The organism is Albidovulum salinarum, from assembly GCF_025673475.1.
Classification (GTDB): Bacteria; Pseudomonadota; Alphaproteobacteria; order Rhodobacterales; family Rhodobacteraceae; genus Albidovulum; species Albidovulum salinarum.
Map to the genome: position 1 here is coordinate 97432 of NZ_JAOVQO010000005.1, position 19541 is coordinate 116972.

Consider the following 19541-nt stretch of genomic DNA (forward strand, 5'->3'; position numbering starts at 1 on the left):
TTGAAGGCGCGCCGCATCCAACTCTACCCTTTCCGCACGATTATCGCAAAACGGGAGGGAAGTTCATGGCTGTGCGGGCCATTCAGGAGAGATGGCGCATCGGTATCGCCCCGGCGATCGCGCTGACGCTTTTCGGGACCCTCACCGGGGTGGCGCTGGCGAAGATGTCGGGCCCGACCGAGCACAAGGGCCTGACGATCGGGAAGCTCGGCGTGATCGGGGAGGAGATGCTGCGCCGCCAGACCGGTCTCGAGGGATATCTCATGCAGCTCCGCGCGATCACCATCGCGCCAGGCGGCCAGATCGCCGAACACTCGCATGAGAAAAGACCGGGGCTCGTCAAGGTCATCGACGGGGAGGCCGTCGAGGGTCGCGAGACGGGCGAGACCGTCTTTGCCGGGGACGGTGCCGAGGCGATCATCGAGGACGGCGACACGGTGCACTGGTTCTACAACCGGACGGACGCGCCCGCGACGGCGATCGTCTGCGACCTGACGCCGGTTTCCTGATCGCCGCGGTCACGGCCGCCCGTCGGCCCGCGCCGCCTCGGCCCGGCGCGCCGGCGCGCCGGGCGCGGCGAGCAGCTCGTCGAGCATCGGCGTGATGTCCTCGATCGCCTCGGCCACGACATGGACCACCTCGGCCTCGCGCTGCAGCCGCCCGGTCACGCGCAGGAGCCGCCCGGCGATCACCGCGCGGCGGAAGCGCTGGAAGACCTTGGCCCAGACGACGACATTGGCGACGCCCGTCTCGTCCTCGAGCGTGAGGAAGACCACCCCCTTCGCGGTGCCGGGCCGCTGCCGCACCAGCACCAGCCCGGCCACCGTTACCCGCGCGCCGGAGGGCGGCTCGTTGAGCCGCGCATGGGGCAGGGCGGCGGGCGGGCGCGGCCAGTCCTCAAACGGATGGTAATCGGTAAGCATGGGAACAAATGTAGAACATCTGGCAGATCCCGGCAAGAGCCGCTCAGCTGCCGGGACGGTTTCCGAACCGGCTGTGGAACTCCGTCGTCCGGTTGCGGTGCGGATAGGGCTCATCCGGTACCGCGACGCCGAGATGGGCGCAGAGCGGCGCCCAGCCGTCGCCGATCCGGTGGACGAGAAGCCGGCCCGGACCCACCGTCGCCATCACCTCCGCGACATGCGCCTCGTAGGTGGCGATCGCGTGGGCGCGGTCGTCGGGCCGGCCGCCGAAGACCTGTTCGGCGATCAGCGCCACGCCGAGCGAGTCGGGATCTTCCGAACTGCGGATCACGTCGAGGATCGTCCGCTCGAAGCTCGCCCACCAGCTCTCGGCGCTGCGCAAGGTCAGGAGCACCCGCGCCTCGGGGTAAAAAGCGATGAGCTCGCGCCAGTAGGCGGCCGAGGGCCAGTCCACGCAGGACCTGAAACCGGAGAAAAGGCGCGGCCAATCCGGCGCCGCGCCGCGCGCCAGCGCCCGCCAGAGGCGCTTCTGTTCCGGGTCTTGCAACACGGCTGCCATGTGGTGGCAGGGGCCCGCACCGAGGCGGTTGAGCGCTTCCCGCATCGAGTCGGTGCCGGTACGCCCGAATCCGGTGCCGATGACCTTGAGCATCCCGACCTCCCCGACCGCTGCCGTTCCCCCAACTCTACATGGAATCGCGCGAGGGGTGGAGCCGGACGGCGCGAGTCGCTAGAAGCGCAGAAACGCTCTCTTTCATGGACCGAGTCGATGGCGAAGATCACCTATGTCGAATTCAACGGAACCGAGCATGTCGTGGACGTGGCCAAGGGGCTGACGGTCATGGAAGGCGCACGCGACAACGGCATTCCCGGGATCGAGGCCGATTGCGGCGGCGCCTGCGCCTGCTCGACCTGCCATGTCTATGTCGATGCCGCCTGGGTCGAGAAGCTGCCGGCGAAGGATTCGATGGAAGAGGACATGCTCGACTTTGCTTACGAGCCGGACCCGGCGCGCTCGCGGCTGACCTGCCAGATCAAGGTCACGGACGCGCTCGACGGGCTCAAGGTGTTCATGCCGGAAAAGCAGATCTGATGCTGCGCGCGGCGCTGGCGCTTCTCGTCGCCCTCGCCGCATCACCGCTCGCGGCGCGCTGCACCGAGGGCGACGGCGACTGGGTGCGCCGGGCCTGCTACGAGGAGCCGCGCAGCAGCGGCCTTTACGGCCACGACATCCTCGGTGCAACGCCTGAATGGTCACGGATCCGGGTGACGCTCGGGCCGCGCGGCCTCCGCGCGCTTCGCCGGGGCGGGACGCTCGAATTCGAGACGCCCGACGGCACGCTCTTCGAGGACACAGCGCCGCGGGTCGCCGACGTCGACGGCGACGGACGGCCCGAGCTGATCGTCGTCCAGACCGACCACCGGAAGGGGGCGCGGCTCCTGGCCGCGGGTCTCGACGGCAGCCCCTATGCCGCGACCCCCTTCATCGGGCGGCGCCACCGCTGGCTCGCCCCCGTCGGCGCCGCCGATCTCGACGGCGATGGCAAGACCGAGATCGCCTATGTCGAGACCCCGCATCTCGGCAAGATCCTGAAGATCGTCCGGCTGGACGGCGACCGCCTCGCCCCGGTCGCCGCGGCCAGAGGGCTGACCAACCACAGGATCGGCGACCCGTTCATCCAGGGCCGCATCGCCAGCTGCGGCGGCCGCCCGACGGTTCTGACCGCCGATGCCGGCTGGAGCCGGATCATCGGCACCACGCTCGCCGAAGGCCAGCTCGCCATCCGCGATCTCGGCCCCTACAGGGACCCGTCGAGCTTCGACCGGGTTGCCGGCTGCGACTGACCGCAGCTTCACTTTCTGTCCGAAAATACTCCGGAGGGGTCCGGGGAGGCAGCGCCTCCCCGGCGGGTCGGCCGAGGCACAGCCGAGGTCGAAATCCTAAAGCGCCCGCCAGCCGATATCGCGCCGGCAGAACCCGCCCGGCCAGTCGATCGCATCGACCATCCCGTAGGCCCGGTCCCGTGCCTCGGCCAGGGTCGCGCCCCGCGCGGTGACGTTCAGCACCCGCCCGCCCGAGGCCACGACCGAACCGTCGCGCCCCGCCGTCCCGGCATGAAAGACCATGTGGCTCGAATCCTCCGGCAACTCCTCGAGCCCGCGGATCTGCGACCCCTTGGCATAGGCGCCGGGATAGCCTGCCGCCGCCATCACCACCGTCAGCGCGTGATCCGAGGCCCAGGTCACCTGCATCTCGCCCAGCCGCCCCTCGGCGCAGGCATGAATGAGATCGAAGGCCTGTGCACCCAATCGCATCATCAGCACCTGGCACTCCGGATCGCCGAAGCGCACGTTGTACTCGACGAGCCGCGCCCGCCCGTCCTCGATCATGAGGCCGGCATAGAGAACTCCCTGGAACGGCGTGCCGCGCCGCGCCATCTCGGCGACGGTGGGGCGCACGATCTCCGCCATCGCCTGGTCGAGGACCGCCTCCGACAGGACCGGCGCCGGCGAATAGGCGCCCATCCCGCCGGTATTGGGCCCGGTGTCGCCGTCGCCCACCCGCTTGTGATCCTGCGCGGTCCCCACCGCGAGCACGTCCTTGCCGTCGCAGAGAACGAAGAGCGAGGCCTCCTCGCCGTCCATGAACTCCTCGATCACCACCTCGGCGCCGGCTTCCCCGAACTCGCCGCCGAACATGTCGGCGACGGCGGCCAGCGCCTCCGCCTCGGTCATCGCCACGATCACGCCCTTGCCGGCGGCGAGCCCGTCGGCCTTCACCACGATCGGCGCCCCCTGGACCCGGATGTAATCCTCGGCCGCCGCGCGGTCGGTGAAGCGCGCGTAGCCCGCTGTAGGCGCACCGGAAGCGTCGCAGATCTCCTTGGTGAAGCCCTTCGAAGCCTCGAGCCGCGCCGCCGCCGCGGACGGCCCGAAGGTCAGGATCCCCGCGGCGCGCAGCGCATCCGCCACCCCGGCCGCCAGCGGCGCCTCGGGCCCGACAATGACGAAATCGACCGCGTTCTCCTCGGCGAAGGTGACCACCGCCGCGCCGTCGAGAATGTCGAGATCGGCGCATTCGGCCAGCATCGCGATCCCGGCATTGCCCGGCGCCACGATCAGCCGGTCGCATTTGGGGTTCTGCTTGACCGCCCAGGCGAGGCTGTGTTCCCGCCCGCCGCCGCCGAGAATGAGAATGTTCATGTCCGCCCCCGCTTGGCCTTGCCTGCCTGGCGTTCTAAGGTCGCCCCGCAGAGGATACAAGCGGACCCATGGACATCTTCGAAAACGACGAACAGGGCGGCAACGCCCCCGAATTCACCGTCTCGGAAATCTCCGGCGCCGTGAAGCGCGTGATCGAGGGCGAGTTCGGCCATGTCCGGGTCCGCGGCGAGATCGGCCGCGTCTCCCGGCCCTCGTCGGGCCATGTCTATTTCGACCTCAAGGACGACCGCGCGGTGATCGCCGCGGTCTCTTGGAAGGGCCAGGCCGCCCGGCTTTCGGTCCGACCCGAGGAGGGGATGGAGGTCATCGCCACCGGCCGCCTCACCACCTTCCCCGGCCAGTCGAAATACCAGCTCATCGTCGAGGATATCGCGCCCGCGGGCATGGGCGCCCTGATGCTGATGCTGGAGAAGCGCAAAGCGGCGCTCACGGCCGAGGGCCTCTTCGCGTCCGAACGGAAGCAGCCGATTCCCTACCTGCCCGAGGTCATCGGCGTCGTCACCTCGCCCTCGGGTGCCGTCATCCGCGACATCCTCCACCGCCTGCGCGACCGCTTTCCCCGCAAGGTGCTGATCTGGCCGGTGGCGGTGCAGGGCGAGAAATGCGCCCCCGAGGTCGCCGCCGCGATCCGCGGTTTCAATGCGCTCACCCCCGGCGGCGCGATCCCGCGCCCCGATCTCCTGATCGTCGCCCGAGGCGGCGGCTCGCTCGAGGACCTCTGGGGCTTCAACGAGGAGATCGTGGTCCGCGCCACCGCCGAAAGCCGGATCCCGCTGATTTCCGCCGTTGGCCACGAGACCGACACCACGCTCATCGACCACGCCGCCGACCGCCGCGCGCCGACGCCCACGGCGGCGGCCGAGATGGCGGTGCCGGTCCGCCTGGAGCTCCTGAGCTGGACCGCCGACCAGGGCGCCCGGCTCTCGCGCGCGCTGACCCAGCGCCTCGACCAGCGCCGCCAGCGCCTCGCCGACCTTTCCCGCGCACTCGGCCGGCCCGAGACGCTGCTCGATCCCGCGCGGCAGGGCCTCGACCTCTGGTCCGACCGGCTCGGCCCCGCGCTCCACGCCGCCGCCACCCGCAAGCGCGCCGGCTTCAACTCGGTCGCCGGCCGCCTCCATCCCGGCATCCTCGCCGGCCTCATCGCCCGTGAACGGCGCCATTTCGCCACCTTCGCCGAGCGCCTCGCGCCCGCACTCGCCCGCCTCAGGCGCGATGCGGCCCGTGAAAACAGCCGCCGCCGCGCCGATCTCGTCACGCTCGCGCGGCGACTCGCCACCGCCGAACGCCTGCGGCTCGACGGGCTCGCGGAACGGCTGGCCACCGCCGACCGCATGCGCCAGACACTTGGCTACACCGAGACGCTGAAACGCGGCTACGCGGTGATCCGCGCCGAAGGCGCCGTCGTCACCACGCGGCAGGCCGCCGAAACCGCCGCCCAGCTCGAGATCGAGTTCCAGGACGGACGCCTGCCGGTCCTCGCCGGATCCGCGCCGAAACCGAAGCGCGCGAAATCCGAGCCGCCCGATCAGGGCAGCCTGTTCTGACCCTGAGGCTTCTTCATTGCCCAAATACCCTGGGGGTCCGGGGGTGAAACCCCCGGCGGGTCGGCCGCGGCAGAGCCGAGGCCGAAACCCCGCTCACACCCCGACATTCGGCCCGAGGCACTGCATCGGCTCGGGGCTCTGTTCGACCGCGATCAGCGGCAGCCCCTCCGGATCGCCGCGAAACCGCGCCACGAGGCCTTCGTCGCTGTCCCAGAAGGTCCAGCATTGCGGCGCGGGATTGTCCTCGTAGACGAAGCAGATGAAGCCCCCTTCCTCGTACCACTCGCCCTTGCGGCAATCGTCGCCGAGAAACGCCCAGACCACCTTGCGGCCCGGCAGATACTGCTCGACGCCATAGGGCTGGCCGCCGGAATTGTAGTAGAGCGTCCGCCCCACCGTGAGCGCGTCGAACCCGGCCGCATCGAGCGGCGCGCCGGGCTCGGCCGCGACGGCGGGCGCCGTGGCGAACGAGATCGCAAGAAGCAGGGCGGCCCAGCGCATGGCAAGCCTCCTCGACCGGGGCAGTGCCCGTTCAGAATGGCAGATGCCGGCGCCACCGGCCAGCCCCCGGAGCTCAGTCGCCGGCAAGGCCGAGCCGCGCAAGCCGCCGGTCCATGATCCGGTGCCACAGCGGCGGCACGAGCGCGATCGTCGCCATTACCGGCAGCGAATAGGGCAGGAGCGGCGCCTGCCCGCCGGCCGACAGCCTGAGGTCCGGATAGCGCCGTGCCGGGTGGGAATGGTGATCGGCATGGCGCGGCGCGTTCAGCATCATCAGCCCAGAGACCGGATGCGGCGCGTCCCAGCTGTGCCGGATGCCGGCCGGTTCAAGCGCGCCGGACGGCAATTCGCGGCGCAGGAGCCCGTAGTGCTGCACATAGTCCGAAAGCAGGAGCTGGACCTGCGCATGGGCGCAAAGCAGCAGGTAGGCCAGCAGCCCGTCGAGGCCGAAGGCGGCGAGGATCGCGACGACCCAGAGGGTGCCACCGGCGACGTAGACCGCGTAGGGATGCGGATCGAAGAGGCTCCGGCCCTGGCGCGCCACCCGGCGATGCGCCTCCATCTCGTATCCGGCGACGAAGGCGCCGGGCCAGGCGCGGGCGGCGAAGAGATAGAAGCTCTCGCCCGCCGCCGCGGTGTTGGGATCGTCGGTCGTGGCCACGAACCGGTGGTGGACCAGCCGGTGGGCCGAGGTGTGATGGCCAAAGAGCAGCGAGATATAGACCCACATCCCGGTCCGGAAGAGCCGCCGCTCGGCGCGGTGGATCAGTTCGTGCGCGTTCGAGTTGGAAACCTGCCCGAACCAGAGCCCGAAGGCGAGCAGGGTCGCCATCCCGTCGAGAAATCCGAGCCCCGTCGCCCCGGTCAGCACCCAGACCGCGAAGGGCAGGAGCAGGAAATGCAACCCCGCGAGCAGCAGCGACAGCCGGTCGGCCATCCTCGCAGGCACCTGTCCGGGCGCGGAAAGCCCGCGCCGCAGCGCCACGGCGTCGATCGCATGGAGCAGGCCCGTCATGCAGAGCAACGCGGCAAGACTCCAGAGCCCCCCGAAAAACCCGGCGAGGACGAGCACCGGAACCGGCGCCAGCGTCGCCAAGAGGAACGGCCGCAGCGGTCGCCACGGCGCCCAGGCGGCGCGGACCCGCCCGGCAAGCGTTGCCGCCGCGCCAACAGGTGCGGTCCCGGTCGGGGCGCCCGCCACTGTCGCGGCGATCGCCTCATCCAGCGCAGTGGCGGAGCTCCCCCGGGCCTCAGCCGGGCCCGAAGCGTCGCTGCCGGCCGCCGCGCCCTCCGCGCCGTCTGGTTTTTCCCGCGGCATGCGGTCCGGAAGCTTCACCGTCACGGCCGGTGCGTCTTCGCTGTCCGTTTCCAATGTGGTTCCGGCTCGAACGGGTTCCGCCTCGCCCGTCAGCGCCGAGAGCACGGCCTCCATCGTCGCTGCATCGTCGTGCGCCTCGTCCGGCCCGGCGGCAAGGCCCGCCAGAGCCGGGCCGGCTCCAGGCGTCGAAGGTCCGACTCCCGGAGCGTTTCTGTGGCGTCGCGGCCAGGGAAAGCGGACCAGATGTTTCATCTGGGCCTGAATACGGGAAATTCTTGGCAAAATCTTGGCGGCCGCGACACATTCGCGCGATTTCGCCCCCGCTTCCCTGCCGACGGCAGGCGTGTTCCGCGCCGTTCGAAATGCCGTCTTGGCGGCCGTGCGGCAGCTGACCCTTCCATCGCGTGCCCGAAAGCACTAGGTGGGGGGCAGCGTAAGATCAGCCGGGGCTGCCGATGTCATTCTTCAACAAGCTCAAGGACAAGCTCTTCAAATCCTCCTCGAAGCTCGAAGAGGGGCTGGACGCGATCATTGCCGAAGCCGCCGAACCCTCCCGGTCCGACCCCGCGCAGACGCCGGAGCCGCAGCCGGACCCCTTCCCCGAGATCGTGCCCGAACCCGACCTGCCACCCGCCCCCGACCCAACACCGCACGAGATCCCGCAGCCCGGTCCCGAGACCCCGTCCGCTCCGCCCGACGAATCCCCCGTGCCGCCCTCCGAGATCCCGGACCCGGCACCGGGCGAGATCCCCGGACCCACACCGCCCGAACTGCCCGAGAGCCTCGCCGGCATCGCCGTGACGGCGCCGGCCGCACGGCCGGGATTCCTCGGTCGCATTCTCGGCCGCGGCACGCCTGCGGCTCCGCGCCGCGTGCTCGACGACGCGATGCTCGAGAGCCTCGAGGAGCTGCTGATCCAGTCCGACATGGGGGTCGAGACCGCGCTCCGCGTCGCCGCGAACCTCGCCGAGGGCCGCATGGGCCGCAAGCTCTCGGTCGCCGAGATCAAGACGCTGCTCGCATCCGAGATCGCCCGGATCATGGAGCCGGTGGCCAGGCCGATGCCGCTCTACGCGACGACGCCGCAAGTGGTGCTGGTCGTCGGCGTGAACGGCTCGGGCAAGACCACGACGATCGGCAAGCTCGCGAGCCAGTTCCGCGCCGCCGGCAAAAAGGTGGTGATCGCCGCCGGCGACACCTTCCGCGCCGCCGCCGTCGAGCAGCTCCAGGTCTGGGGGACGCGCGCCGGCGTCCCGGTGATGACCGCGCCCGAGGGCTCCGACCCCGCGAGCCTCGCCTTCGACGCGATGACACGGGCGCAGGAAGAGGGCGCCGACCTCCTGATGATCGACACGGCGGGGCGCTTGCAGAACCGCCAGGACCTGATGGAGGAGCTGGCCAAGATCGTCCGCGTGATCCGCAAGAAGGACCCGGCGGCGCCGCACAACACGCTTCTCGTGCTCGACGCGACGACGGGGCAGAACGCGCTTTCTCAGGTCGAGACCTTCCGCAAGCTTGCCGACGTCTCGGGCCTCGTCATGACCAAGCTCGACGGCACCGCGAAGGGCGGCGTCCTCGTGGCCCTCGCCGACCGCTTCGGCCTGCCGATACACGCGATCGGCGTCGGCGAGAAGATCGACGACCTCGCGCCCTTCGATCCCGAGGACTTCGCCCGCGCGCTCGTGGGTGTCGAGGCCTGACCTGCCCGATGACCCTCCCGGTTTCTTCATTGCCCAAATACCCTGGGGGTCCGGGGGTGAAACCCCCGGTCTCCGGGGCATGAGCGCCTGGCTCGTCTCGCTCGAAGGCACTCCGGCCGGGCACCATGTGGCGCTCGGTCTCGCACTCATGGCCGCCTTCCTGCACGCGCTCTTCGGCGCCCTGCAAAAGGGCCGCCACGACCCATGGCTCTCCCGCGCCGCGATCGACGCGAGCTACGCGATCATCGCCGCGCCCTTCGCGTTTCTCGTCGTGCCCTGGCCGGAGCCGCACATGTGGCCGATCTTCGCCGGCGCCTTCGTGATCCATGTCGGCTACAAGATCGCCCAGGCCATGACCTACAGCCGCGGCGCCTATGCGGTCGTCTACCCGGTGGTGCGCGGCACCGGCCCGTTCTTCGCGGTGATCGGCGCGGGCCTCCTCTTCGGCGAGCATTTCACCGCCGGGCAATGGGCGGGCGTCGGCGTCCTAATGGCGGGGATCTTCGGGCTCGCCATCTATAACCTCCGCACCATCACCGTCGACCGCGAGACGATGGTGCCCGCACTCGGGCTCGCGGTGCTGACCGGCGGCTTTGTCGCACTCTACACGACCTATGACGCCTACGGCATCCGCGCCACCGCCGATCCCTTCACCTTCCTCGCCTGGTTCTTCCTGATCGACGGCATCTTCATGCCGGTCTATACATGGCGGCGCTGGCGCTACCTGCCGACCTCGGAAATCGTCCCCCTTCTGCAAAGGGGTGTCATCGGCGCCTTCGTCGCCTATTTCAGCTTCGGGGCGATTCTCCTCGCGACGCGGATCGACAGCGTCGGCGAGGCGGCGGTGTTGCGCGAGACCTCGACGGTCTTCGCCGCCCTCATCGCCTGGGTGATGCTCGGCGACCGGGTCGGCCCGCGCCGGCTCGCATTGATGACCTTGATCGCCGCGGGCGCGGTGATCGTGAAACTGACAGGATAGGGCGCATGGCCGGCAGAAAGATCAATCCGTGGCTGAAACTCGGGCTCGAGATCGGTCCGGTCATCGCCTTCTTCGCCGCCTTCACGCGGCTCAAGGACCAGACCGTCACGATCGGCGGGACCGAATACGGCGGCTTCATCCTCGCCACCGCGGGCTTCGTGCCGCTTCTCATCCTGACCACGCTGATCCTCTGGCGCCTGACCGGGCGGCTCTCGCCGATGCAGGTCGCGACTTTGGTGCTGGTCGTCGTCTTCGGCGGGCTCTCGGTCTGGTTCAACGACGAGCGCTTCTTCAAGATGAAGCCGACGCTGATCTACCTCCTCTTCGCCGGAATCCTCGGCTGGGGACTGATGCGCGGCCAGTCCTATCTCGCGCTGGTCCTCGAGGAGGCGGTGCCGCTCGAACACGAGGGCTGGATGATCCTCACCCGCCGGCTCACCGCCTTCTTCGGCGGGCTCGCGGTCCTCAACGAGGTGATCTGGCGCACGATGTCGGACGCGGCCTGGGTCAACTTCAAGACCTTCGGCCTCACCGCGGCGATCTTCTTCTTCTTCATGGCACAGGGCGGCGTCTTCAAACGCTACGGGATCGAGGAGAAGGACGGGCGATGAGATCGGCGCCCACGGCGGGCGTGCATCACGCGGTCGCTCCGGACCGCCCGGTCCGTCTGAGAGATCTGCGCATCTGCCCAAACAGCGGAAGATGACTGATCAGGCTCAGTGACCCCGCCGAAGATCGGCCTAGGATGTCGTCTTTGAGAGGCAATCGGGTGTTCGCGCGAACCGCGCCGCCCTTGCCGGAGCGAGCAAATGGTGAAGCTCGGACACATTCCCGACGTGGGTGCAGCGCTTCTGCTGGGGCTCGTTGCGGCGCTTCAGCCGCTGCGCGCCCAGGAAAGCGGTACGTTGTTTGACCACGATTTCACGGTGCGCGTCATCCGCGCGCGTTGTGTGGCCTGCCACAGCCCGATCCTGATGATGGCGTTCGTCAACCGGTATGTCGAAAAGGCCGGATGCGACGAATTGACGAGCTTCCTCGCGAAACATCATGCGCCCGACGAGGAGGGGCGGGCGGCTATCGTCGAATTCTTTTCCAGGCTGCCTGTTTTCAATCGAACGCCGGCTACACCCGACGAACCTTAGGGCTGGCTGGCTGCTGAAACAGGATTTCCTGGGCCTTGCGGTCGGATTGCAGGTCGCTCCGCTTGTCGGCGGCCACAGCCATGCCGCGCTGGACGGCGGGGCGCGCGGCCATCATCTCGAACCAGCGCCGCATGTCGGGCTTGTCATCGAGCACCTGCTGCTGGAATTCCCAGCGCGCGGCCCAAGGGTAGATCGCGAAATCGGCGATCGAAAGGAAGTCGCCGGCGACGAACTCGTGCTGCCCGAGCTGGCGGTCGAGCACGTCGTAGAGCCGGGCCACCTCGCGCCGGTAGCGATCCTGGGCATAGGGCAGCACCTGCGGCGGATCGAACTTCGGCGCGTAGCCGAGGAAATGATGCGCTTGGCCCGCCATCGGGCCGAGGCCGCCCATCTGCCACATCAGCCATTCCTCGACGGCGATCCGCTCGCGCGCGGTCGTGCCAAGGAAACGGCCGGTCTTGCGCGCGAGATACATCAGGATCGCCCCGGATTCGAAGACCGAGACCGGGGCGCCGTCGGGCCCGTCCGGATCGACGATCGCCGGGATCCGGCCATTGGGCGAGATCGCGAGAAACTCCGGCGCGAACTGGTCGCCCTTGCCGATGTTCACGAGGGTGACGTTGTAGGGCAGGCCCATCTCCTCGAGGGCGATGGTGATCTTCCGGCCGTTCGGCGTGGTCCAGTAGTAAAGCTCGACAGCCCTGGTCATGCGCGGTTCCTTGGTCCGATGGACTCTATCTGGTCCGCGCCGCCAGGCCGATCAACGCGAAGGGGTATGTGCGCCGGCAAACAGACCGCCTCACTTGTAGTCGTTGAGCTGGTCGAGCATGGCGAGATGATGGCGCACCTTCCAGTAGCAGGAGGTTTCGGTCGGCTCGGTGCAGATCAGCCGGTGGCCATCGACGATCACCTTCCAGCGGGTGCCGGAGGCGTCGAGCGCCCGGATCGGATAGGTCTCGGGCCCGATCCGGATCTCGCCAAGGAGCTCCTCGGAGGGGGGCTCGGCAGGGGTGCAGGCGGCAAGCGCGATGGCAAGCAGGGTCGCGGCGGGGCGGGCGGTCGGTTTCGGCATCGGTCATCCTCCGGCTTCGGGCGCAGTTGAGCGCAACCCGGCGTGCGCCGCAAGCGGTCAGGCGGGCGCGGCGCGGTTGACCCGGGCGGCGGTTCGATGTAAAGGGCGCGCGTGGCGATTTGTACCGGATTGCGGGCCACGTTAAACATGCCGCTAAAGAGGTCGGAGGGTCGCGGCCCCCACCTGTTCCGGTGGGGGTTTTTTTGTTGCCGGAGGAACGGCCATGGACGACTGGAAGACACGCACGAAACTGATCCATGCGGGCGCGCGCCGCAGCCAGTACGGCGAGATGTCCGAGGCGATCTTCCTCACCCAGGGCTTCGTCTACGCGAGCGCCGAGCAGGCCGAGGCCCGCTTCATCGAGACCGGCCCCGACGAGTTCATCTACGGCCGCTACGGCAACCCGACCGTGCGCATGTTCGAGGAGCGCATGGCCGCGATCGAGGGCACCGAGGACGCCTTCGCCACCGCCTCCGGCATGGCCGCGGTCAACGCGGCGCTGACCGCGATGCTGAAGGCGGGCGACCATGTCGTCGCGGCGCGGGCGCTCTTCGGCTCGTGCCTTTATGTGCTGGAGACGCTCGGTCGCTTCGGAGTCGAGGTGACGTTGGTGGATGGCACCGATCTCGGCCAGTGGCGGTCGGCGATGCGGGAGGGCACCAAGGCGGTGTTCCTCGAATCCGTGTCGAACCCGACGCTCGAGGTGATCGACGTCAAATCGGTCTGCGAGATCGCCCATGCGGTCGGCGCGACCGTCGTCGTCGACAACGTCTTCGCGACGCCGACCTTCTCGAAGGCGGTGGAACTCGGCGCCGATGTCGTCGTCTATTCGGCGACCAAGCATATCGACGGCTCGGGCCGCTGCCTCGGCGGCGTGGTCTGCGGGTCCGAGGCCTATATCCGCAAGGTGCTTGAGCCCTATCTCAAGCATACCGGCGCGGCGATGAGCCCGTTCAACGCCTGGGTGATGCTGAAGGGGCTGGAGACGCTCGACCTCAGGGTGCGGGCGCAGGCCGCCAATGCGCTCGCCGTGGCCGAGGCGCTCTCGGGCCACGCGAAGCTCGAGCGGGTGATCTATCCGGGCCTGAAGGGTCATGCCCAGCACGATCTCGCGATGGCGCAGATGGGCGCGGGCGGCACCGTGGTGACGATCGAGGTGAAGGGCGGACAGGCGGCGGCGTTCCGGTTCCTGAACGCGCTGGAGATCGTGAAGATCTCCAACAACCTCGGCGACGCGAAGTCGATCATCACCCATCCGGCCACGACCACCCATCAGCGGCTGCCGGCCGAGCAGAAGGTGCTTCTCGGCATCACGCCGGGGCTGGTGCGGCTCTCGCTCGGGATCGAGGACGGCGGCGACCTGCTGGCCGACCTCACCCGCGCGCTCGACGCGGTCTGAGGTCGCGAAAACGTCACGGGTTACCGTGTAGGATTGGACAAGGGACGGCGTGATCCCGCATAATGGACCATCCCGCGCGGGGCCGGGGGTCTGAGGAACGTGCGATGAATTTCCTGGGCGATATCAATCCGGATCCGAACAAGGCCGAGGCAGAACGGGCCTTGGCGGTGCTGCGCGCCTGGGCGGAGCGTGCCGATCCGACCGAAGTGGCGCGGCTCGATCCCGCCATCGCGCGGCTTCTGCCGGGGCGCGAGGTCGGCAACTATCCCGACCTGTCGCGGACCTATCCCGACGGCTTCACGCCCGATGCCGAGTACCGCGCCTCGATGCCGGACTTGCAGAACGGACCGTCGAGCCTCATCGTCGGGGCGCAGGCGCCGATCCAGCATGTCGGCATCTCGAATTTCCGGCTGCCGATCGTGTTCCACACCCGCGACGGCGGCGATATCACGCTGGAGACCTCGGTCACCGGCACCGTCTCCCTGATCGGCGAGAAGAAGGGCATCAACATGAGCCGCATCATGCGGTCCTTCTATGCCCATGCCGAGCGGAGCTTCTCTTTCTCGGTCCTCGCAGCCGTGCTCGAGGATTACAAGAAGGACCACGACAGCGTCGACGCGCGGCTGATGATGCGGTTCTCCTTCCCGGCGCGTGTGCAGTCGCTGCGCTCGGGGTTGACCGGCTGGCAGTATTACGACATCGCGCTCGAACTGATGGAGCGCGAGGGGCGGCAGAAGCGGATCACCCATCTCGACTACGTCTATTCCTCGACCTGCCCCTGCTCGCTGGAGCTTTCCGAACATGCCCGCCAGGCGCGCGGCCAGCTCGCCACGCCGCATTCGCAGCGCTCGGTGGCGCGGCTCTCGGTGGTGGAGGAGGGCGGCAAGCGGCTCTGGTACGAGGACCTGATCGACCTCGCCCGCGCGGCGGTGCCGACCGAGACCCAGGTGATGGTGAAACGCGAGGACGAGCAGGCGTTTGCGGAACTCAACGCCGCCAACCCGATCTTCGTCGAGGATGCGGCTCGCAGCTTCGCCGAGCGGCTGCTGTCCGACGACCGGATCGGCGACTTCCGCGTGGTGGCGAGCCACCAGGAAAGCCTGCATTCGCACGACGCCGTCTCGATCCTGACCGAGGGGCCGACCTTCGTCGCCGAGAGCATCGACCCGCGGCTCTTCGCCTCGCTGCACAGGCCGGGCTGACCCCCGTTTTATCGGCGAAAAATCGAGTCCCGGATCAGCCGGGCGGAGTCAGGCCGGTCAGCAGTTTCGCCATCAATGCGCCAAACTGCTCCTGCTCCCCGGGGCTCAGGGCCGCGAGGATGCGCGTCTCGTTGGCGGAGTGGGCGGGCAGGGCGCGTTCGATGACCTCGCGCCCCTTGGCCGACAGCGCAACGAGGGTACCGCGCCGGTCGGCCGGGTTGGGCCGTCTTTCGACGAGTCCCGACCGTTCTAGCCGGTCGAGCCGCGCGGTCATCCCGCCCGACGACAGCATCGTCACCCCGTAGAGCTCGGTCGGCGTCATCTCGAAGGGCGCGCCCGACCTGCGGAGCGCGGCCAGAACGTCGAACTCGCCGTCCTGAAGCCCGAACTCCGCGAAGAGCGGCACGAGGTGGTCGCGGCGGATCACCAGCGCCAGTTCCGACAGCCGCCCGAGAATCTCCATCGCCCGGAGGTCGAGGTCCGGCATTTCGCGCGCCCATTGCGAGACCGCGAAGGCGGCGCGATCCATTTGTCTTGACATCAAGATACTTTTCGTTGAGTTTGTTTGCGGAAAGATATTATCCTGTCTCGGAGTGGATGCAAATGGCGGATGCCGTTCATGGCGCGGGCGCGATGCCCGGCGCCGAAGGGCCGGGCGTTGCGGTGCTGGCGCTTCTCGTCGCGGTCGGGTCGCTCATCGCGACCGCGGTGGCGCTGTCGAAGCTCGCGGCGGCAGCGGGGGCGCCGATGCTCGGCTATCTTGCGGCGGTCTGGCTCGGGGCGGGGCTGATCCTCGCGGTTCCGGTGACGCTCCGGCGCGGGGTTTCGGGGCTCGGCCGGCTTGTCCCCTACGGGCTCGGCGCGGGGGGGCTCATGGCCCTGCCGAGTGCGATGGGCTATCTCTCGGTCGTCCATGTCGGCGCGGGATACATCTCGCTCACTTTCGCCTTCCCGGCGCTCTTCACCTGGCTCATCGCGCGCGGACTCAGGATGCAGGCCGTGCGGCCGGGGCAGGGGGTAGGGGTGCTGGCCGGGCTCGCCGGCGGTATGCTTCTGGCCTCGGGCAAGCTCGCCGGGAGCGGTGGGCCGGATGGCGGCGCGGTCTGGGTGGCGCTCGCCTCGGCGATTCCGGTCGCGCTCGCGCTCGGCAACATCTTCCGCAGCCGCTACTGGCCCGCGGGCGAAGCCCCGCTGACGCTCGCGGCCTTGTCGGTGCTGCTCGGCGCAGCACTGGTCGTACCCGCTGCCGCCTTATCGGAGGGCAATGCACTCGCCCGGCTCTGGCAAGAGCCGTTCCTTCTCCTCCTCACGCTTGCCGGGGCGCTCACCGTGGCCGCGCAATACTTGCTCCAGTTCCGTCTCCAGCAAACCGCCGGGCCGGTCTACATGAGCCAGATCGGCACCGTCGCGGCAGTGGCGGGCGCGCTGATCGCCGTGCTGGCACTGGCCGAGAGTCTGCCCGCCTTTTTCTGGCCCGCCGCGACGATGATCGCGGCCGGTACCGTGGTCTTCCACCGTGCGGCGGGCCGGTCCCGCGCCTGAGGCATATTGACAGTTCGGCGCGGCGCGCTCATGGCTCGCCGCGTCATGGTCGATCTGCGCCCCGTCGGTTATGTGCTCGGACTCATCGTCACCGCGCTCGGGGCGACGATGGTGGTACCGTTCCTCACGGACTACTATCTCGGCGACGGCAATGCTCATGCCTTCAGCGCGGCCGCGCTGGCCTGCCTGATCTGCGGCGGGCTGACGGCGCTGGCCTGCCAGAACCACGCGAGCCAGAGCCTGTCGGTGCGGCAGGGCTTCCTGCTCACCGTCGGGATCTGGCTCGCGGTGCCGTTCTTCTCCGCCCTGCCGCTGATGATCGGCGCGCCCGAGGTGAGCCTCCTCGACGCCTATTTCGAGGCGGTCTCGGGCATCACCACCACCGGCGCCTCGGTCTTCGTCGGGGTCGACGACCTGCCGGCGGGCGTACTGGTCTGGCGGGCGATGCTGAACTGGCTCGGCGGGCTCGGCATCGCCTTCATCGCGATGATCTTCCTGCCGGTGATGCGGGTGGGGGGCATGCAGTTCTTCCGCTCGGAGGGCTTCGACACCTTCGGCAAGGTGCTGCCACGCGCCACCGACATCGCGGGGCAGCTCTTCTTCGTCTACTCCGGCCTCACGGTCGCCTGCATGCTCAGCTACCACCTCGCCGGCATGGTCTGGTTCGAGGCGATCCTGCACGCGCTCGCCACGATCGCGACGGGCGGCTTCTCGCCGCGCGCGGCCTCGTTCGTCGGTTATCCGCCGGCGGTGGAGTATACCGCGGCCCTCTACATGGTGCTCGGCAGCCTGCCCTATATCCGCTACGTCCAGCTGGTGCGCGGCAGCGCCACGCCGCTCTGGCGCGACGCCCAGGTGCGCGGCTATCTGCGCTGGATCGCGATGGCCGTGGGGGCGGTCACCCTCTGGCGGGTGGCGAGCTCTGACCAGGGGGTCGAATCGAGCTTCCGCGAGGCGCTCTTCAACCTCATCTCGGTGATGTCCTCGACCGGCTTCGGTTCGGGAAGCTTCGTCGGCTGGGGCAGTTTCGCGATGATCGTGGCGATGTGGATCGGCATCATCGGCGCCTGTTCGGGGGCGAGCGCCGCGGGGCTGTCGGTGTTCCGCGTGCAGGTGATCCTCGCCGCACTCCGGGCCGAGATCGCCCGCATTCATGCCCCGCATCGGATCGCGCCGGTTCGCTACGAGGGGCGGACGGTCGAGAAGGACACGATGGACGCGATCATCCTCTATCTCGGCGCCTATATCATCACCTTCGGGGTCATCGCCGTGCTGATCATGCAGACCGGGGTCGACTTCGAATCCGCGATCTTCGCCTCCTGGACCTCGATCGGCAACATCGGCTACGGCTACGGCCCGATGGTGGCCGAGACCGGCACCTTCATCGACTTCCCCGACCCGGCCAAGGCGCTGATGATCCTCGCGATGATCATGGGGCGGCTGTCGCTTCTGTCGGTCTTCGTGGTGCTGCTGCCGCGGTTCTGGGAGGCCTGAGCGGGCCGCCGCTTGACAGGCGCCGGGCGGCGGGCCAAGGCTCCGGCATGCACGATCTGCGCCCCGTGGGATATGTCATCGGCCTCCTTGCCGCCGTTCTCGGGGCGACGATGGCGGTGCCTATGGCGGTCGATCTGGCCTATGACAACGGCCACTGGCAGGCTTTCCTGCAAAGCGCGATCATCACGATCATCATCGGTGCGGCGCTGGCGATCGCCTGCGCGAGCGGCGTCGGCCCGCGGCTGACGCTGCAGCAGAGCTTTCTCCTGGCCACCGGGGTCTGGGTCGCGCTGCCGCTGTTCGGGGCGCTGCCGTTCCTCTTCGGCGCCACCGGGGCGCGGCCGGTCGATGCCGTCTTCGAGGCGATGTCGGGGCTGACCACGACCGGGGCCACGGTCTTCGTCGGGCTCGACGACTTTCCCGAGGGGCTCCTGTTCTGGCGCTCCATGCTGCAGTGGTTCGGCGGCGTCGGGATCATCGTCGTCGCGATGGTGTTCCTGCCCGAGCTGAAGGTCGGCGGCATGCAGATCTTCCGCTCCGAAGGCTTCGACACCGGTGGCAAGGTGCTGCCGCGGGCAGCGCAGATCGCGGCGCAGATCATGGCGATCTACGTCGCGCTGACGCTGGCCTGCGGGCTTGCCTATGCCAGCGTCGGGATGACCGGCTTCGAGGCGGCCAACCACGCGATGACGACGCTCGCGACCGGCGGCTTCTCGACCTCGGATGCCTCGTTCGGGCTTTTCCAGGGAGCGCCGGAATACGTCTCCTCGGTCTTCATGATCATCGCGAGCCTGCCCTTCGTGCGCTACATCCAGCTCGTCGCCGGCAGCACCCGGCCGCTTCTCCGCGATCCCCAGGTGCGCGGCTTCGGCTGGACGCTCGCGGCCCTCGTCGCGGTGATCTGGTCCTATCGCGTCTTTGTCCGCGGCGACGGGCTGGAGCATGCCTTCCGCGAGGCCCTGTTCAACGTCACCTCGATCATCACCGGCACCGGCTATGCCAGCGTCGACTACCAGCTCTGGGGCCATTTCCCGATCGCGCTGTTCTTCTTCATCGGCCTCATCGGCGGCTGCGCGGGGTCGACCTGCTGCTCGGTGAAGATCTTCCGCTACCAGCTTCTCATCGCCGCGGTCGAGGCGCAGATCCGCCGCATCCACTCGCCGAACGGGGTCTTCACGCCACACTACAACGGCCAGCCGGTGACCGAGGAGGTTCTGTCCTCGGTCATGGCCTTTCTCGGGCTCTTCGTGGTCACGCTCGGGCTGGTCGCGGTGGCGCTGGGCATGACCGGGCTCGACTTCATCACCTCGGTCTCTGGCGCGGCCACCGCGATCGCCAATATCGGACCGGGCCTCGGCGAGATCATCGGCCCGGCCGGCAATTTCGCCGCGATCAACGACGTGGCGAAATGGATCCTGACGGTGACGATGCTGCTCGGCCGGCTCGAACTCCTTGTGGTGCTGGTCCTGTTCCTGCCGCGGTTCTGGCGGATCTGAG

General features: G+C 68.9%; 21 protein-coding genes and 1 riboswitch. Of the genes, 13 read left to right on the forward strand and 8 right to left on the reverse strand.

The window, feature by feature from the left end:
* The first annotated feature begins 65 nt into the window (after positions 1–65).
* The gene (locus tag OEZ60_RS06645; RefSeq protein WP_263334408.1) at positions 66–509 is read left to right on the forward strand and encodes a cupin domain-containing protein; all 444 of its coding nucleotides are present in this window, start codon (positions 66–68) and stop codon (positions 507–509) included.
* A gap of 9 nt (positions 510–518) precedes the next feature.
* Here the strand turns inward: OEZ60_RS06645 and OEZ60_RS06650 are convergent, their stop codons facing one another.
* Both OEZ60_RS06650 and OEZ60_RS06655 read right to left on the reverse strand, forming a co-directional pair.
* Positions 519–923 carry an OB-fold nucleic acid binding domain-containing protein gene (locus OEZ60_RS06650; RefSeq protein WP_263334410.1) on the reverse strand — a complete coding sequence of 135 codons (405 nt, stop codon included), beginning with the start codon at positions 921–923 and terminating at the stop codon, positions 519–521.
* A gap of 43 nt (positions 924–966) precedes the next feature.
* Positions 967–1575, reverse strand: coding sequence for a sulfotransferase family protein (locus OEZ60_RS06655; RefSeq protein ID WP_263334412.1), 609 nt, complete (start codon positions 1573–1575; stop codon positions 967–969).
* A 117-nt stretch (positions 1576–1692) separates the two neighbouring features.
* Here OEZ60_RS06655 and OEZ60_RS06660 point away from each other — a divergent pair, with 117 nt between their 5' ends.
* Together OEZ60_RS06660 and OEZ60_RS06665 are read left to right on the forward strand one after the other, a co-directional pair.
* A complete protein-coding gene (locus OEZ60_RS06660) occupies positions 1693–2016 on the forward strand; it encodes a 2Fe-2S iron-sulfur cluster-binding protein (protein ID WP_263334413.1) in 324 nt (107 codons plus the stop codon).
* On the forward strand, positions 2016–2768 hold the full coding sequence (locus OEZ60_RS06665; RefSeq protein WP_263334415.1) for an FG-GAP repeat domain-containing protein: 753 nt from the start codon (positions 2016–2018) through the stop codon (positions 2766–2768). The genes OEZ60_RS06660 and OEZ60_RS06665 overlap by 1 nt, the downstream gene beginning before the upstream one ends.
* 96 nt (positions 2769–2864) lie before the next feature.
* Here the strand turns inward: OEZ60_RS06665 and purD are convergent, their stop codons facing one another.
* Positions 2865–4127 carry a phosphoribosylamine--glycine ligase gene (gene purD / locus OEZ60_RS06670; protein WP_263334416.1) on the reverse strand — a complete coding sequence of 421 codons (1263 nt, stop codon included), beginning with the start codon at positions 4125–4127 and terminating at the stop codon, positions 2865–2867.
* 68 nt (positions 4128–4195) lie between these two features.
* Between purD and xseA the strand changes: the two genes are divergently transcribed.
* The gene (xseA, locus tag OEZ60_RS06675; protein ID WP_263334418.1) at positions 4196–5695 is read left to right on the forward strand and encodes an exodeoxyribonuclease VII large subunit; all 1500 of its coding nucleotides are present in this window, start codon (positions 4196–4198) and stop codon (positions 5693–5695) included.
* A 93-nt stretch (positions 5696–5788) separates the two neighbouring features.
* Here xseA and OEZ60_RS06680 read toward each other — a convergent pair whose 3' ends face one another.
* Positions 5789–6196 (reverse strand): hypothetical protein, encoded by a 408-nt coding sequence (locus OEZ60_RS06680; protein WP_263334420.1) that lies wholly within the window; start codon positions 6194–6196, stop codon positions 5789–5791.
* Between the two features lie 73 nt (positions 6197–6269).
* The gene (locus OEZ60_RS06685; protein WP_263334422.1) at positions 6270–7766 is read right to left on the reverse strand and encodes an alkane 1-monooxygenase; all 1497 of its coding nucleotides are present in this window, start codon (positions 7764–7766) and stop codon (positions 6270–6272) included.
* 203 nt (positions 7767–7969) lie between these two features.
* On the opposite strand from OEZ60_RS06685, the gene ftsY reads away from it, so the two are divergent.
* From ftsY to OEZ60_RS06705, 4 genes are all read left to right on the forward strand, one after another.
* The gene (gene ftsY, locus OEZ60_RS06690; protein WP_263334423.1) at positions 7970–9214 is read left to right on the forward strand and encodes a signal recognition particle-docking protein FtsY; all 1245 of its coding nucleotides are present in this window, start codon (positions 7970–7972) and stop codon (positions 9212–9214) included.
* 79 nt (positions 9215–9293) lie between these two features.
* Positions 9294–10193 (forward strand): DMT family transporter, encoded by a 900-nt coding sequence (locus OEZ60_RS06695; protein WP_263334425.1) that lies wholly within the window; start codon positions 9294–9296, stop codon positions 10191–10193.
* Positions 10194–10198: 5 nt separating this feature from the next.
* A complete protein-coding gene (locus tag OEZ60_RS06700; protein WP_263334427.1) occupies positions 10199–10804 on the forward strand; it encodes an inner membrane-spanning protein YciB in 606 nt (201 codons plus the stop codon).
* 198 nt (positions 10805–11002) lie between these two features.
* Complete coding sequence (locus OEZ60_RS06705; protein WP_263334429.1) at positions 11003–11335, forward strand: hypothetical protein; 333 nt, start codon at positions 11003–11005, stop codon at positions 11333–11335.
* Here the strand turns inward: OEZ60_RS06705 and OEZ60_RS06710 are convergent.
* Positions 11316–12044 (reverse strand): glutathione S-transferase N-terminal domain-containing protein, encoded by a 729-nt coding sequence (locus OEZ60_RS06710; protein ID WP_263334431.1) that lies wholly within the window; start codon positions 12042–12044, stop codon positions 11316–11318. The two genes, OEZ60_RS06705 and OEZ60_RS06710, sit on opposite strands and share 20 nt — an antisense overlap.
* A 90-nt stretch (positions 12045–12134) precedes the next feature.
* Positions 12135–12407: a hypothetical protein gene (locus tag OEZ60_RS06715; protein ID WP_263334433.1), complete on the reverse strand. Its 273-nt coding sequence runs from the start codon at positions 12405–12407 to the stop codon at positions 12135–12137.
* Positions 12408–12508: 101 nt separating this feature from the next.
* A riboswitch (SAM riboswitch) is annotated at positions 12509–12585 on the forward strand.
* 45 nt (positions 12586–12630) lie between these two features.
* Here OEZ60_RS06715 and metZ point away from each other — a divergent pair.
* Positions 12631–13806, forward strand: a complete 1176-nt coding sequence (gene metZ, locus OEZ60_RS06720) for an O-succinylhomoserine sulfhydrylase (RefSeq protein ID WP_263334436.1) — start codon at positions 12631–12633, stop codon at positions 13804–13806.
* A gap of 104 nt (positions 13807–13910) precedes the next feature.
* Positions 13911–15008, forward strand: a complete 1098-nt coding sequence (folE2, locus tag OEZ60_RS06725; RefSeq protein WP_263334437.1) for a GTP cyclohydrolase FolE2 — start codon at positions 13911–13913, stop codon at positions 15006–15008.
* A 34-nt stretch (positions 15009–15042) separates the two neighbouring features.
* On the opposite strand, the gene OEZ60_RS06730 is transcribed toward folE2, so the two are convergent.
* Positions 15043–15537, reverse strand: coding sequence for a MarR family winged helix-turn-helix transcriptional regulator (locus OEZ60_RS06730; protein ID WP_263334439.1), 495 nt, complete (start codon positions 15535–15537; stop codon positions 15043–15045).
* 74 nt (positions 15538–15611) lie between these two features.
* Here OEZ60_RS06730 and OEZ60_RS06735 point away from each other — a divergent pair, with 74 nt between their 5' ends.
* Genes OEZ60_RS06735 through OEZ60_RS06745 form a run of 3 tightly spaced genes read left to right on the forward strand, consistent with a single transcriptional unit; the run spans position 15612 to position 19540 of the window.
* Positions 15612–16550 (forward strand): DMT family transporter, encoded by a 939-nt coding sequence (locus tag OEZ60_RS06735; RefSeq protein WP_263334440.1) that lies wholly within the window; start codon positions 15612–15614, stop codon positions 16548–16550.
* Between the two features lie 30 nt (positions 16551–16580).
* Complete coding sequence (locus OEZ60_RS06740; protein WP_263334442.1) at positions 16581–18044, forward strand: TrkH family potassium uptake protein; 1464 nt, start codon at positions 16581–16583, stop codon at positions 18042–18044.
* A 47-nt stretch (positions 18045–18091) separates the two neighbouring features.
* Positions 18092–19540, forward strand: a complete 1449-nt coding sequence (locus tag OEZ60_RS06745) for a TrkH family potassium uptake protein (protein ID WP_263334444.1) — start codon at positions 18092–18094, stop codon at positions 19538–19540.
* The last annotated feature ends 1 nt before the right edge of the window (position 19541 follow it).